Source organism: Planctomycetota bacterium, assembly GCA_038746835.1.
In the GTDB taxonomy this organism is placed as follows: Bacteria; Planctomycetota; Phycisphaerae; order Tepidisphaerales; family Tepidisphaeraceae; genus JBCDKH01.
Genome location: JBCDKH010000082.1, coordinates 1 through 14,446, shown reverse-complemented (window position 1 = coordinate 14,446; position 14,446 = coordinate 1). Strand labels below are relative to the sequence as shown.

Genomic DNA, 14,446 nt, shown 5'->3' with positions numbered 1-14,446 from the left:
GCCGACGCCGCCATCGCCTTTGTCGAGAGCCACACGACCATCGGCCTGGGCAGCGGCTCGACGGCAGCGTTCTTTATCAAACGACTCGCCGAAGACCTGCGGACGGGGAAGCTGGTCGGTGTTCGCGGCGTCCCGACGAGTCACGCCAGTGCGGAGCTGGCCCGCCGATTCGAGGTGCCGCTCGTCGACCCTGGCATGTCGGACGCCTGCGACGTCGTGGTCGACGGTGCGGACGAGGTCGACGACAACCTGAACCTCGTCAAAGGCCTCGGCGGAGCGCTGTTGCGTGAGAAAATCGTCGCTCAGGCGTCGAAACGTCGCGTGATTGTGGTCGACGACCAGAAGCTCGTCTCGCGGCTCGGCACACGCTCGCCACTGCCGATCGAGGTCGTGCCGTGGGCCCTGCCGTGGACGCTGGCGCAAATCGAAGGCCTTGGCGATCGGGTCCTATCACGCGAGGTCGACGGCAAGCCCTTCGTCACCGACAACGGCAATCGCATCCTCGACCTCCACTTCTCCGGCGGCATCGCTGACGCGGCTTCGGTGGCGACCAAGCTCGCGATGATCGCCGGTGTGGTCGAGACGGGGCTCTTCCTCGGCATGGCCGACGTGGTCCTCGTCGCCGGTGCAGACGGTGTGCGGACGCTGCGAAGGGGCGACTCATGAACGTCAGAGTGACCGCAGCACGTTTGCGAGGTCCCGAGCCGCCAGGGCCGTCGCTTCGACGTGGCTGAGGTCGCGACGCGAGGTCTGTCGGCGTCGCTGAACGTCATCACCACCAGCGGCCTCGATGCGGATGTCGGCCAGGACGCGGTCGTGCTCGCTCTGTTGCGTCATCGTCGCACACAGGCCGAACGTACGCGAGAGATCGAGGTCGTTGGCTAGCGGACGACGAATGCGGTCGATCTCGGCGACGGCGCGATTGACGATCGAGGCGTCCGACGGGTGTTCGAGCGTCTGACGGACCGGGCCGGCCGTCGCATCGGCGATGTCGGCGATCCGCTCGGCCTCGGCGAGCCTGTGACTCAGGCAGCGGGCGACGTCCTCGGCGTCGATGGTGGTCGTCGATTCTGGCTCGGGGACTTCGAACGGGCCGGCGTCGCTCCGGAACTGCTCGATGGCGTGGTCGAGCGTGTCGAGCGTCGCCCCGCGCTTGGCGATGCCGCCCTCAGTCGCGTCGACGACTTCCAGTGCCGTCTCGGCGAACATCTGTTCGAACTGGTGCAAATACGTCGCGAGCCGCTGCTCGGTGTAGGCCGGGTTGCCGCGGTAGTCGGTGACCGTGGCGAGTGCCCGTCGGTCGCGGGCGATCTGTTCCCACTGTTTCATCTCAAACGTGCAGAACCGCCCGGTTTCTGGACGCCAGGCGTCGTCGTAGCCGGTGCCGGGCGCGTAGGCCAGGCCGTCCGCAAAGCCGAGGTCCTGCCCGACCAGCACGGCCGTGTCGCAGCCGAGGTATTCGATGACGCGGAAGGCAAGGTGGGCCACCGTCGCCGACGCCGGGAGCGTCGGGCGATCGCAAGCCAGCTCCCGCAGCATCGACTCGGCCGTCACGTTCCCAAGTAGCGCGACGGGCCGCGTGCCGCCGTTGGACCAGGTGTCGATGACCACCGGGTTGGCCTTGGGCTCAGCGACGAGGAGTGCGTCCAGGTCGTCGGGCAGGTCCTGCATGAACCGGGCGGCGATCTCGCTGTGGTCGAGGCTGCAAACCAGGTGCGGCGTCACCCCGGCGGCGAGCAACGGCTTGACGGCCGTCTGGACCGCGACGATGACGAAACCGGCGTCTCGGGCGTCACGAAGGCGATCGACGTTCCGACGCAACGATGGCCCGGCAGACACGAGGATGCCGGCCCGGCCTTTGGCAGCGTTCTGAAGGAAGCCGATGCCCGGACTCGTCGCGTACCGAACCAGGTTGCCGGCGACGTTCATCGTCGTGCGTCGGCTGTGCTGGATGGTCGTGCTGACGTTGGTCCGCTCGCGCTCGGCGAGTGCTTCGACGACGGCGGCGAATGCCTTGAACTCGGGCGACTCACCAATGCACGTCACGCCGCCGGCAAGGTGGACCGAGCGTCCGGACAACCGGTCGGCCACGACGGCCGGGTCCTCGTTGCCGATGAACAGCCGAACCCGCTGGTCCGCCACCATTTCGGCAACGTCCGGCAGCAGCAGGCCGTCAGTGAGCGTTTCCAGGTCCGGCACCCAGCACGCGACGACGGCCGCGCCCTTGGTGCTGCCCGTCGCGCGCCAGATCGGCAGTGCCGTCTCGACGCCTTCGACCGCCGTCGCCAGCACGTCCGGGCCGACGCGGACGCTCGTGGGCGTGTGCGACGTTGCCTGCAACGCTCGTCCGTCGTCGGCGGACTCGATGCGTTTCGCGAGGTTCGGGTCAGACTGCCACAGGGCAGCGAGGCTCTGCAGATAGGGCTCGGGCGTGGCGAAGGTGGAACAGGAGGCGTTGGTGCGCATGACAGGGGCAGGCGGCCGGTCCTCGGTCGCCATTAGAGCTATCGGGCGTCGCCCGTTGCTCCGATCAACGCAACCCGTCGACCAAGGATCAGCCATGCAAGCTGCCGAGGAATGGCTCTTCGACCCGCCGATCATCGCCCCCGCCGCGGCCGCGGTTGTTGGAATCGTGCTTCTGATCTTGTCGCTGCGTGCGGGCGACGCGCGCCTGCGACTCATTGGACCGGGCGTCGTGCTGCTGTCGCTGCTGTGGTGGGTCGCCGGGTCGGCCGTCTCAACGCCGACCGAGAAAGCCGAAGCCCAGACGACCAAGCTGGTCCACGCCTATCGCGACGTCGACTGGACCGCCTTCGACGAGGTCATCAACGCCAACACGCGGTTCGCTGACGACTACTTCGTCGGCCAGGACATCACGCGGGCCGCCCAGGCGACCAGCGAGTTCCACGATCACTCGGCCATCAGCATCCGCAGCATGAGCAGCGAACGCGACGCCGCCGGCATCCGCATCGATGTTCGCATCCGCTCGTCGCAACAGTCCACGCAGGGCCAATCGCCCACGACGGCCTGGCGATTCGAGTTCTCCAACGACAGTGACGGCGTCTACCTCGACTCGATCGACCCGCTCTCGACCCCGATCCTGGACGCAGGCACGGTCCTGAACGCCGTCCGACGTCCGCGCTAGTCAGTGCTGGAACCGGTGCTCGGGTCGTTCCGCCACGGCGAGCACGGCCGCGACGACGGACGTCGGGTTGCCCACGGCCACGGCCCGGGCGGCGGACCGGATCGTGCTGCCGCTGGTGGTGACGTCGTCGACCAGAATCACCGGCCGCCCCGCGACGTCGGCACTCGGTGATATCGCGAATGCGTCGCGCAGATTCGTCTGCCGGGCCGCGATGCCCAGGAGTTCCGTCTGCGGCCGCGTGTTGCGTCGGCGGACCAGCGCTTTGACCAACGGCCTGTCGATCCGTCGGGCAAGGCTCTTCGCAATCAGCTCGGCCTGGTCGAACCCACGCCGGGCGCGACGGTGCGGATGCAACGGCACCGGAACGACGACGGCGTCCGGCGGCGCGTCGACCACGCCCGCCAGCCGCTCGCCCAGCGGCCGACACAGCTCCCACCGGCCGCCGAACTTCGCTGCCCGGATCAGCGTGCTCAGCGGCGGCTCGAAACTACCGACACGCCACACGCTCCTGATCGTCGGCGAGCCCTGCCCGTCACACGCCTCGCACGCCGGCCCATCCGTGCTTCGGCCGCACTTCCGGCAGTACGACGCCTCGCCAAGCTGCCGCAGGTCGTCCTCACAGGCGTCACACAGGCTCCCAGACGCGTCAGCAGCACACGCGGCACAGACGTCGGGCCAAACGAGGTCGACCAGGTCGCGAGCGAGCGTGACCAGACGGCGATGCACGCGAACCACCCTACCCGCTGTACCCTTGAGCGGCCGCTGATGGGACTCACGCTGTTCGGCTACATCTTCCGCGACCTCGTGCGCGTCTTCCTGCTGGCTGCGGTGGCGTTGGCGGGCGTGTTGAGCTTCGCCGGGCTGCTGCGTCCGCTGACGGAGCAGGGACTCGGTGCCGGGCAGGCCGCGACGATTCTCGCGTGGCTGCTGCCGGCGATGCTCGTCTACTCGCTTCCGATCGCCGCCCTTTTCGCGACGACCTTCGTCTACGGCCGACTCGCCGCCGACAACGAGAGCGTGGGCGCCAAAGCCGCGGGCATCTCGGCCGGACCGTTCGGGCTGCTGCTGCCGGCACTGGTGCTGGGTGGCCTGCTCGGGCTCGGCACCATCGGACTCCTCGGCATCCTCGTACCCGCCGCCAACCTGCAGGTCGAAAAGACCATCTGGACCAACCTCGCCCGACTCACCGCCAACCAGATCAACCGCTCGAACCGCGCCAGCTTCCAGTCGGACGCGGGGGCGATCACCGTCTTTGCCGACAGGGCCGTACTGCCGGACGCCGACACGATCGAAGAGCTGGTGGCCCAATCCGACGTCGAAGGCGACGGCGCATCGACCGCGTTGACGTCGCTCTCGCCGAACGTCCAACTCGTCCGTCTCGAAAACGCGTATGTCGTCCGCTACCCGGATGAAAAACGCCGGCGCGGCGGACGACTGCCGGCCCAGGTGCCCGAGGAGATCTACGCCGCCCGCGCCGCCACGATCTTCATCGAACCGCCCGTCGAACGCGGCAAGAGCACCTTCGAACAGACAAGCCTCTCGCGCCAGGAGTTCGTCATTTACGTCGTGCTCGAAGACGGCGTGAAGTTCCCTCGCAGCGTCGGCGTGGTCGGCAGGCCCGCCACGGCAGAGGGCGAGTCGCCACTCGTCGCCGCGGCCAGCACGGCGCGATTCGGGCCAGTCCGACGAGACGTGCCGGTCCGCATCAACTCCAAGTTCATGAGCGTCGAAGAGTTGCGACGACTCATCGGCCAGCCCGACCAGAGCCAGCGCATCCGCGACATGGTCCATCGGCAAGTTGTCCTCGACAAACGGGCGGCCTTCCTAACGACGCTCGCCCGAGACGCCGCCGTCGACGGTGCCGAGATCGCGGGCGAGGGACGCGTCTTCACGCTGACTTCCGACGCTGTTGGCCGCATCGAAGACCTCACGCTCGTCTACGACGGCACGCCCGTCATCTTCCGTCAGCAGCGTCCTCTTCCCGACGGCACGACGGAGACGCTCGAAGTCTGGTCCGACTCCGCCACCGTCAACGCCGAGCCGCTCGTGCCGTTCAGCGACGCGTCGGCCAGCCTGGACGACTCACCGTTCCTCGTCACCTTCCGCCTCGACGACGCGGCCGTCACGATCGACGGCGAGACCACCATCAACCGCGACATCGAACGACGCGTCGTCATCCCGGCACCCGACTGGACCATCGACTTCGCCGGCCTGACCGCCGCGGACTACCTCGACGACACCAGCGTCGCGATCGGTGCCGGCCGGATGTCGTCGGGCGACAAGCGAGCGCTCATCAAACGGCTGACCATGCAGAACGGCGACGTCGTCGGCGAACTGCACGCACGCGGGGCGTTCATCGTCGCGTGCCTCATGCTGCCGATGGTCGGCGCGGCGATGGGCCTGCTGACACGCAGCGGCAACTTCCTCGTCGCGTTCGCCCTGTCGACGATTCCCGCGGCCGTCTGCATCGCGATGATCCTGTTCGGCCAGCAACTCGCCTCGGAGGTCGGCCCCATCACCGACGCCGACCTCGAACGACCCGGCGACATGATGCCGTCGGCCGCACGGCTCGCGGTGATCTGGAGCGGCGATGCGGTCGTCGCGATCGGCGGAGCCCTGCTCGTCTGGAGGGTTCGCCGACGATGACGGACGAGCCCAGAGACGACGTTCGCCCGCCGCTGCCGTGGTTGCCCTTCGCGTTGGCAGTCGGTTTCGGCGTGCTCGGCACGCTCTGGCTGCTCGCGGTGCCGGCATGGGCACGCATCGACGTCGACGAAGGCGGCAATCTCGCCAAGGCCCGGCTGCTGTCGATCGGCCACGACCTCTACGGCGACATCTGGAGCGACCAGCCGCCGATGTTCACGTGGCTCGTCGCCGGCTGGGAGGCGCTGCTCGGCATCGACGTCACCGCCGACGCGACGGCTGCCCGAGTGCTGGTCGTGCTGCTCGCCTCGATGATCGTCTTCGTCGCAGCCGACGTCGCCCGACACTGTGCCAGGACCGACGCCCGACGTGTCGCGGTCGCGTGCGTCGTGGCGGTGATGCTGCTGGTCGGCTCGAAGCTCTTCGTCCAACTCTCCGGCAGCGTCATGATCGGCCTGCCCGCGATCTCATTCGCCGTGCTGTCGCTCTGGTGTCTCTGGCGAGCGGGCGTCACGCGAACGTGGCTGGCTTTGCTCGCGGGCGTGTTGCTCGGGTTCGGGTTGCTGACGAAGCTGAACGTCTTCACCGTCGCACCGGCCGTCGTCTGGCTCTGCTGGACCGGTCGCGATCGCTTCGCATTGACCGGCCTGTTCCTCGCCGGTCTGTTCGGCACCATCATCGCCGCCATCGTTGTCGAGCCAGACCTCGGCCGGCAGCTCGTCACGCCGCACGTCGCGACGCTCACTGGCGACACCAATCTCGTCGACGCCACCGTGACTCGTGCCGGTGCCGAGTCGCGGGCCGAACAGGTCGTCCGGAATGTCACGCAGTTATCGAACGACCTGCGTCGCGATCTGCCACTGCTCCTGACGGCCGTCGCAGGGGCAATCCTGATTCGCCGTGACCTGACCGCCGACGCGCGCCGGCTTGTCATCGCGTCGGCCGGCTGGCTTGTGCTGTCGCTGGCCATCCTGCCGTTCGCCAGTCCGCTGTGGGCGCATCACATCACGCTGGTGACGGTGCCACTGTCGCTCATGGCCGCGACGGTCGTCGGCACGCTCGCCGGTCGCTGGCCGTGGTGCCCTGCCGCCAAGGCCACGGCGGTGCTCGCTGCGATTGCCGTCGTCGGTGCGAGCGTTCGCATCGTCGGCGATGCCGGCGAGCACGGCCGCGTCCGATCGCAACAGCTTCCGGCCGACGTGTTGCCCGCGGCGCTCGATCTCAGGCCCGAAGACGGCTTCGGCTACGCCTACGCGGACGACACAATGCTCGCCATCGCCGCCGGTCGACTGCCGCTGCCAGAGGCGGCCGTGCCGTCGATGAAACGTCGTCGCCGCGGCGAACTCAGCGACGCCGCCATCGCCGACATGATCGAAGCCAACCGGCCCGACATTCTGATCCTTGGGCGATTCGACTACCCGCAGGAGGACGCGCTTACCGCCGGCTATCGATTCGTCGCGGGCGATCGCCGCCGCCTGTACGTTCGCACCGACCTCGTTCCGTCGACCGCCTCGACCCGACCATCGCGTTGAAGACCATCGACCGCACCATCCTCGCGGCCTTCGTCCGCAACTACCTCGCGAGCCTCGTCGTCCTCGTCGGGCTGTACGTGATGATGGACGCCTTCTTCAACTTCGACGAGATCGCCCGCGGCGGCGACGAGACCAGGTCGTTCTGGGAGGCGATGCGCGGCGTCGTGCTGTACTACACCGCACAGGGCCTGTTCATCTACGGCCAGCTCGCCGGCATCATCCCGGTGGTCGCGGCGGCGTTCACGCTGATGCGGATGAGCCGGTTCAACGAGCTGACCGCGCTGCTCGCGGCGGGCGTGCCGTTGATTCGCGTCGCCGCTCCGATCGTCGTCGCGGCGGCGGCGATCAACTTCGTCGTCCAGCCGATCAACCAGGAGCTCGTCGTCCCACGCATGGCCGGCTGGTTGACGCTCGAACGCTGGGAGGCGGCCTCGGGCGAGCGCGAGTCGTTCATCGTCGAACCCACGCCCGCCGGAGACGGCACCGTCTTCATGGCCGCCCAGTTCACGCCCGCCAGCACCGACGGCGCTCGACCCGCGACGGCCGTCGATGTCACCGTCATCGATCGCCCCACCGGCGAAGACGGCGACGTCCGTCTCGGCCTGCTCACCGCGGACGAGGCCGTCTTCGACCCGGCAACCTCGTCCTGGCTGCTGACCAACGGCCTGCGCAATGACGACGTGCTCGAACGCGCCGACTTCGGCACCATGAGCGATGCCAACCTCCGGGCGACGCAAACGTGGGAAACGGTGCTTCGCCCGAAGGACGTCGAGCTCGCCCGCGCCGCCGACCTCTCCGTCGGAGCCGGCGGCAGCTACTACGACCTGCTGTCGACCGGCCAGATCACCGACCTGCTCGAGGGTGCCGCCCTTCGAGGCGGAGCACCGCCGGACCTCGTGCGGGCAAAGCACGCGAGGCTGGCTGGGCACGTCATGAACCTCGTCCTGATCCTGCTGGCCGTACCGGCCGTGCTGACACGTCAGCCGGGCGAGCTCCGCAAGGCCGCGGGTCGCACTTTGCTGCTGATCGGCTCGGCCATGGGGACGATCTTCCTCTGCCAGATGATCGCCCGCGAGCCGCCCGAGGCCCTGCCCGCCGCCCTGACGATGCGCTGGCCGGCTCTGGTGTGCTGGGTGCCGGTCTTCATCTTCGGACCGATGGCTGTGGTGCTGCTGGATCGGATGAAGAGCTGACGTCCGATAGATCGCGCCTAGGCGATCGTGGCCAGTTTTTGATAAGCTCCGCGTCCCATGAATATCAACAACGCCGTCATGAAGGATCTGGAGACCAAGCCGCTCCGCGAGATCATCAAGATGCCCCCGCACGCCATCCAGGGCGTCAGCGAAGGCGACTCCAAGCACCTCAAGGAAGCCTTCGGCGTCGACACCGTCGAAGAGCTGGCCAACCTCAAGTACGTCAAGATCGCCCAGGCCCTCGTCGCCCTCGCCGCAACCGAGGAGTAATCGCCCTGCGATTCGATCGATGCCGGCCCACGGACGAGCGTCCGTGGGCCGGCTTGTTTTCAAGGAAAACTAAGCAAAAAGCCCGGAATCGGCCGACTCCGGCATCGGAAGCCCGAGGTGGTCGTACGCCTTCTTCGTCACACGCCTGCCCTGCCGGGTTCGCGCGAGCAGGCCCTGCTGGAGGAGATAGGGCTCGATGACGTCCTCGAGCGTGTCACGCTCCTCGCCGAGCGTCGCAGCGACCGCCTCGATGCCCGCAGGCCCGCCGCTGTAGACGTCGATCAGAGCACGCAGGAAGCTGCGGTCCAGCGCATCCAGGCCGATCGCGTCGATGCCCTCCAGCTCCAACGCACGCCGGCACAGGTCGGCCGTGATGTCGCCGTCACCCTCGACGCTGGCGAAGTCGCGCACCCGCCGAAGCAACCGATTCGCCACCCGCGGCGTGCCCCGGCTGCGGTGCGACAGCTCCTCCAAGGCCGTTGCCTCCGCCTTCACGCCGAGCTTCTGGGCGTTGGCCTGCAGGATCACCAAAAGGTCCGCCGGCGGGTAGAAATCGAGGTGTTCGACCAAGCCGAACCGTGCCCGCATGGGTGCCGTCAGCAAGCCAATGCGGGTTGTGGCACCTACGAGCGTGAACGGCTTGACCGGCATCGTGACGACGCGGGCGTGGCTGCCGGAGTCGAGGGTGATGTCAATTTTGTAGTCCTCCATCGCCACGTAGAGGTACTCCTCGACGACGCGGCTGAGGCGGTGGATCTCGTCGATGAAGAGCACGTCGCCAGTGCCGAGGCTCGTCACCACGCCGACCAGATCCGCCGGTTTCGTCAGAGCCGGCCCGGCCGTGACGTGGGCCTTGGTGCCGATCTCGTTGGCGATCACGTGGGCCAGCGTCGTCTTGCCCAAGCCCGGCGGGCCGTGGAAGAGCGTGTGGTCAACCGGCTCGCCCCGCTGATCAGCCGCCTGGACGGTGATCCGCAGCTTCCGCAGCAGGTCCCGCTGGCCAACGTAATGGTCGAACCGCTCGGGCCGGAGCGTCGCGTGAAGCGGCTTGTCCGCCTTGCCGGCAGCGGCTTCGTCGGAGCGGGCCTGGGCGGAGACGACTCGCTCGCGTGGCATCGACAGACCCTAAGCCGCCCATATCCCGACCGCCGGCTGGGAAGTCGGCTTGCGAAGTCGGGCGAGTTCCGTAGGCTCGCCACGCCCGGCCGCCTTGGCCGGCGTGAAGTTCCGAGCAGTTCCATCCCCAAACCGCATGCCCGAAGTCGCCCAAGAACAGGTCGAAGACGCCCCCGCTCCCACCGACGATGCCCCGCCGGCTGATGCGGCACCGGCCGAAGTCGTTGAGGAAGAAGGCGATCGCGTCGAGGGCGAGGTCAAATGGTTCGACGTCAAAAAGGGCTTCGGCTTCGTCGACGGACCCGAGGGCGAAGACGTCTTCGTCCACTTCAGCGCCATCACCGGCGACGGCTTTCGCGTCCTCAAGGACGGCGAGAAAATCTCCTACGTGCTCTCCCAGGGCGACAAGGGCCTGAGTGCCCTAGCCGTCAAGCGTTTAGCCCCGCCGGCTCCGCCCGAGCCGGGTGAGAAGGAGCCTTCCAAGTCCAAGGCCTCACGCAAGGAGCGACGCCAGAAGCGACAGGCCATCCGAAAGGACCTGTCGTCGCGCGACGATCCGAAGCAGCCGAAGAAGGACGATTTTCCTCAGGAAAAGCCCACCACCGTCGGCAAACGCGAGACCGACCTCTACCACGGACTGCCGCTGGACGATCCGGACGAAGCCTTCGTCGGCTGATCGCACCCAGGCCGGCTACGACGGCCCGGGCGTAACCTGTCGCGTTGGTTCCGTTTCTACCGATGGCCGAGGGGTTTGCGAGCGGCATGCTCGTCGGGGCGAGCCTCGTCGGGATCGCTCTGCTGCTCCTGCTCTGGTGGGGCCTACGGAAGGTCGTCCGGCTCGAGCGACGGGCGGCCCACGTGGAGCGCATGGGGGAGCTCGGCATGCTCACCGCTGGTCTCGCCCACGAGATCAAGAATCCGCTATCCACACTCCAGCTCAACTTGCAACTCCTTCGGGAAGAGTTGGACGATCGCGTCGACCGCCTCGAAGCCACCGCCACCGCCCGCGGTCCCGAGCTGGATGAACGCCGTCGGGTACTGGCGCGTATGCGTCGGCGACTAGACGGCGTCCATAAAGAAGCGGGCCGTCTCCGTGAAATTCTCGACGGCTTCCTCAGATACGCCGGTCAGATCGAGCCCCAACTTTCCGCCGTCGCGGTCGACGAGGTGACGCTCGATCTTGTCGATTTCTTGTCGCCGCAAGCCTCAGCCTCGCGGGTCACGCTCGACACGGCGGGCGTTCGCCCCGCCGTCGCGAACGCCGATGCCAACCTGCTCAAGCAGGCGCTCTTGAACCTGCTCCTCAACGCGGTCCAACACACCCCCGCCGGCGGCACCGTCCGCGTCGCCGTCGAGCCCCGCGGCCGAGAGATCGCCATCGCCGTCGCCGACACTGGCCCAGGAATATCAATTGAAGATCGGTCTCGACTATTCGATCCTTATTACACAAGACGTAAAGGTGGAACCGGCCTCGGGCTTGCAATCACCAAACGTATAGCAGAAGCCCATGCCGGCCGAATAGAAGTATCGGGCGAACTGGGGAAAGGCGCTATTTTCACGCTCACACTGCCAAAGCACTAGAGCGTCTCCGATCCTCCACTCCGTCATCCCGAGCGAGCGCAGCGAGTCGAAGGACCTCGCCTGATTCTGGCCCGTGACCGAAGGCGACGACGAGGTCCCTCGACTCTGCTGCGATCCGATTGCGATGACGGAGTTGCCGTCCGGGTTCTCTTGAAACTGGGCAGCGCCCGGCCGCTGCTCCCTACGCTGGCCGGTGGCGAACGCGCTGACAAGCCGCCGATACCTCGTGCCGTTCAAGGCGGGACGTCTGCCCCAGCGGCAGTGCGACGTCCTGGTCGTCGGAGGCGGAGTCGCTGGGCTCCGGGCCGCCATCGCCGCGGCCGACGCTGGAAGCGACGTCATCCTGCTCGCCAAGGACACGGTGGTCGAGAGCAACACGTGGTACGCCCAGGGCGGCATCGCTGCCGTGCTCTCGCCGCTGGATTCCACCGACGCCCACCTCGCCGACACGATCGGCGTCGGGGCGGGCCTGTGCGACGAGGCGAGTGTCCGACTCGTCGTCGAGGAAGGCCCCGCCCGGGTGCTGGAGCTGCTGGAATGGGGCGCGAACTTCGACAAAGACGCCGCCCAGGGCAACCCCTATGACCTCGCCTTCGGCCTCGAAGCCGGTCACTCCGCCGCCCGCATTCTCCACGCGTTCGGCGACGCGACGGGCCAGGAGCTGTCCAACACGCTCGTCCGCACCGTTCGCGAACGCGAGAGCATCAGCGTCGTCGAGAAGGCCTTCGCGCTCGACGTGCTCACCGACACGGATAACAACAACGCGGCCGTCGGGTGCCTTGCGATCATCGACAGTCGGTTGACGGTCGTCTGGGCCAAGCGCACCATCCTCGCCACCGGCGGCGCGGGCATGCTCTTCCGCGAGACGACCAATCCGAAGATCGCCACCGGCGACGGCCACGCGATGGCCTGGCGTGCCGGGGCCGTGCTGAAGGACGTGGAGCTCATGCAGTTCCACCCGACCACGCTCTACGTCGCCGGCAGCGCGCGAGCGCTCGTCACCGAAGCCGTCCGAGGCGAGGGCGGCCGACTGATCGACCGCGACGGGCACCGCTTCATGCACGACTACCACCCGGACGGCGAGCTCGCACCACGCGACGTCGTCAGCCGCGGCATCGTCGAGCAGATCCGCAAGACCGGCCACACGCACGTCTACCTCGACGTGCGGCACCTCGACGCCGACGCCTTCCGCAAGCGGTTCCCGACGATCATGCGGCTGTGCGGCGACTTCGACCTCGACCCGACGAAGAAGCCGATTCCGGTCCACCCGTCCGCCCACTACTTCATTGGCGGCGTCGCGAGCGATCACGACGGGCAGACGACCGTGCCCGGCCTGTATGCCGTGGGCGAGGTCGCCTGCTCCGGCCTGCACGGGGCCAATCGCCTGGCGAGCAACTCGCTGCTCGAGGGCTTGGCCTTCGGCTGTCGGGCCGGCATCCACGCAGCCGCCGCGGCGAGTGACGTCGGCGACACGTTCCCACAGAAGCTGCGTCACGATCAACCCGCCAGCGATCGCACGCAGCTGGACATCTCCGACGTCCGCAGCAGCCTGAGGAGCGTCATGTGGCGCAACGCCGGCATTGAGCGGACCGGCGATCGCCTTGGGGAAACCCGGGAAATCATCGACTTCTGGGGTCGCTACGTCATGGACAAGACGCTGGGTGGCACGGGCTTCGTCAACGGCGACGCAGCCGCGATCAAGCAGGGGTGGGAGCTTCAGAACATGCTGGGCGTCTGCTCCCTCGTCGCCGCCGCGGCAGAGGCACGCACGGAGAGTCGCGGCGTGCACTACCGGCTCGACTTTCCGGAGCGCGACGACGCCCACTGGCGCATGCACCTTCGCTGGCAGCGTCCAACGACCACGCCGACGCCTGAGCCAGTGGCGGTGGGTAGCAACGCCAGCGCGGCAGGGACGTCGTCGTGACAGGCGAGACACTCGGCTACACCGCGGCCGTGACCGCGGCGATGCTGTGGGCGGCGGCGACGATCCTCTACGGCAAGGCCGGCACCGCCATCTCGCCGGTCCGGCTCAACGCGATCAAGGGCGTCGCCGTCACACTGCTCTTCGGTGTGGTGCTGGCGATCACCCAGCCAAGCGCGTTTAAAACGCTGGCCGACGAGCCGATGCGCGTGCTGCTGCTGTTGGCGATCAGCGGCGTCATCGGCATCACGGCGGGCGACTCGTGCTACTTCGCCAGCGTCAACCGCATCGGCCCGCGCCGCGTCGCCCTGCTCTTCCTGACCAGCACGCCCATGACCGTCCTGGGCGGCGTCGCGTTCCTCGGCGAACGCCTGGGACCGTGGCAACTCGTCGGCATCGCGCTCACGATCACCGGCGTCACCTGGGTCGTCCTCGAACGAACGACTGGGAAAGTGGAGGACTCGCAGGTAGCTGCGACCCAGCGGGTCGCAGCGGACCGTGCGGGAGCTTTCGACCGACTGCGACCCGCAGGGTCGCAGCGACCTGACTTTGTGGGTGATTCGTCCTTCCGAGCCGGTCTGCTGCTCGGGCTTCTCGCGGCGCTGGGCCAAGCGATCGGTGCCCTCATCAATCGCCAGGCGCTGCTCGACAGCGACCTCCCACCGCTGACGACGGCGTTTTTCCGGCTGGGCATCTCCACGATCGCACTCATCCCGCTGGCGATCATCATGGGCAATGGAAAGCGTACCGGCGGCGTGCCGGGGCGCGTCTGGCTCTACGTCGCGGCGGCGGCGCTGATGGGCACCTTCGGCGGCATCTGGCTCCAGCAGGCCGCCTTCGACAACGCCCCGGCCGGTCCGACGCAGACGCTGCTGTCGACCACGCCCATCTGGATCCTGCCCCTCGCCGCTGCCACTGGCGACCGCGTGACGCTGCGCGCGGTCATCGGCGCGGTCGTCGCCATGACGGGCGTCGTGCTGCTACTTTTGCGGTGAGCGTCGACCTGCGTGTCGCCCGCTCCAGCTTTCCCCTTGGCGCTGTGGCG

At 67.9% G+C, this 14,446-nt stretch carries 13 protein-coding genes; 10 read left to right on the top strand and 3 right to left on the bottom strand.

Annotated features, from left to right (window positions below; genetic code table 11):
- The coding region (rpiA, locus tag AAGI46_09580) for a ribose-5-phosphate isomerase RpiA (GenBank protein ID MEM1012456.1) at positions 1 to 666 on the top strand (666 nt) is incomplete at its 5' end.
- A 3-nt stretch (positions 667 to 669) separates the two neighbouring features.
- Here the strand turns inward: rpiA and AAGI46_09575 are convergent.
- The gene (locus AAGI46_09575; GenBank protein MEM1012455.1) at positions 670 to 2,466 is read right to left on the bottom strand and encodes a 6-hydroxymethylpterin diphosphokinase MptE-like protein; all 1,797 of its coding nucleotides are present in this window, start codon (positions 2,464 to 2,466) and stop codon (positions 670 to 672) included.
- Between the two features lie 94 nt (positions 2,467 to 2,560).
- Here AAGI46_09575 and AAGI46_09570 point away from each other — a divergent pair, with 94 nt between their 5' ends.
- Entirely contained in the window at positions 2,561 to 3,145 is a 585-nt protein-coding gene (locus tag AAGI46_09570; protein MEM1012454.1) for a hypothetical protein, read from the top strand.
- Here the strand turns inward: AAGI46_09570 and AAGI46_09565 are convergent, their stop codons facing one another.
- Complete coding sequence (locus tag AAGI46_09565) at positions 3,146 to 3,871, bottom strand: phosphoribosyltransferase family protein (protein MEM1012453.1); 726 nt, start codon at positions 3,869 to 3,871, stop codon at positions 3,146 to 3,148. It abuts the gene before it with no gap.
- A gap of 39 nt (positions 3,872 to 3,910) precedes the next feature.
- Between AAGI46_09565 and AAGI46_09560 the strand changes: the two genes are divergently transcribed.
- From AAGI46_09560 to AAGI46_09545, 4 genes are read left to right on the top strand one after another with little or no spacing between them, the layout of a single operon-like run.
- Positions 3,911 to 5,791: an LptF/LptG family permease gene (locus AAGI46_09560; GenBank protein ID MEM1012452.1), complete on the top strand. Its 1,881-nt coding sequence runs from the start codon at positions 3,911 to 3,913 to the stop codon at positions 5,789 to 5,791.
- The gene (locus AAGI46_09555; GenBank protein MEM1012451.1) at positions 5,788 to 7,320 is read left to right on the top strand and encodes a glycosyltransferase family 39 protein; all 1,533 of its coding nucleotides are present in this window, start codon (positions 5,788 to 5,790) and stop codon (positions 7,318 to 7,320) included. The genes AAGI46_09560 and AAGI46_09555 overlap by 4 nt, the downstream gene beginning before the upstream one ends.
- Positions 7,317 to 8,513, top strand: coding sequence for an LptF/LptG family permease (locus AAGI46_09550; protein ID MEM1012450.1), 1,197 nt, complete (start codon positions 7,317 to 7,319; stop codon positions 8,511 to 8,513). Before AAGI46_09555 ends, AAGI46_09550 begins: the two co-directional genes overlap by 4 nt.
- Before the next feature lie 57 nt (positions 8,514 to 8,570).
- Positions 8,571 to 8,783 (top strand): hypothetical protein, encoded by a 213-nt coding sequence (locus tag AAGI46_09545; protein MEM1012449.1) that lies wholly within the window; start codon positions 8,571 to 8,573, stop codon positions 8,781 to 8,783.
- A 69-nt stretch (positions 8,784 to 8,852) separates the two neighbouring features.
- Here the strand turns inward: AAGI46_09545 and ruvB are convergent, their stop codons facing one another.
- Positions 8,853 to 9,899: a Holliday junction branch migration DNA helicase RuvB gene (ruvB, locus tag AAGI46_09540; protein ID MEM1012448.1), complete on the bottom strand. Its 1,047-nt coding sequence runs from the start codon at positions 9,897 to 9,899 to the stop codon at positions 8,853 to 8,855.
- Between the two features lie 136 nt (positions 9,900 to 10,035).
- Here ruvB and AAGI46_09535 point away from each other — a divergent pair, with 136 nt between their 5' ends.
- The 4 genes from AAGI46_09535 to AAGI46_09520 all read left to right on the top strand — a co-directional run bounded on the left by AAGI46_09535 (position 10,036) and on the right by AAGI46_09520 (position 14,396).
- Positions 10,036 to 10,575, top strand: a complete 540-nt coding sequence (locus AAGI46_09535; GenBank protein MEM1012447.1) for a cold shock domain-containing protein — start codon at positions 10,036 to 10,038, stop codon at positions 10,573 to 10,575.
- A gap of 191 nt (positions 10,576 to 10,766) precedes the next feature.
- Positions 10,767 to 11,480: a HAMP domain-containing sensor histidine kinase gene (locus AAGI46_09530; protein MEM1012446.1), complete on the top strand. Its 714-nt coding sequence runs from the start codon at positions 10,767 to 10,769 to the stop codon at positions 11,478 to 11,480.
- A gap of 193 nt (positions 11,481 to 11,673) precedes the next feature.
- Positions 11,674 to 13,404, top strand: coding sequence for an L-aspartate oxidase (gene nadB / locus AAGI46_09525; protein ID MEM1012445.1), 1,731 nt, complete (start codon positions 11,674 to 11,676; stop codon positions 13,402 to 13,404).
- A complete protein-coding gene (locus AAGI46_09520; GenBank protein ID MEM1012444.1) occupies positions 13,401 to 14,396 on the top strand; it encodes a DMT family transporter in 996 nt (331 codons plus the stop codon). The genes nadB and AAGI46_09520 overlap by 4 nt, the downstream gene beginning before the upstream one ends.
- The last annotated feature ends 50 nt before the right edge of the window (positions 14,397 to 14,446 follow it).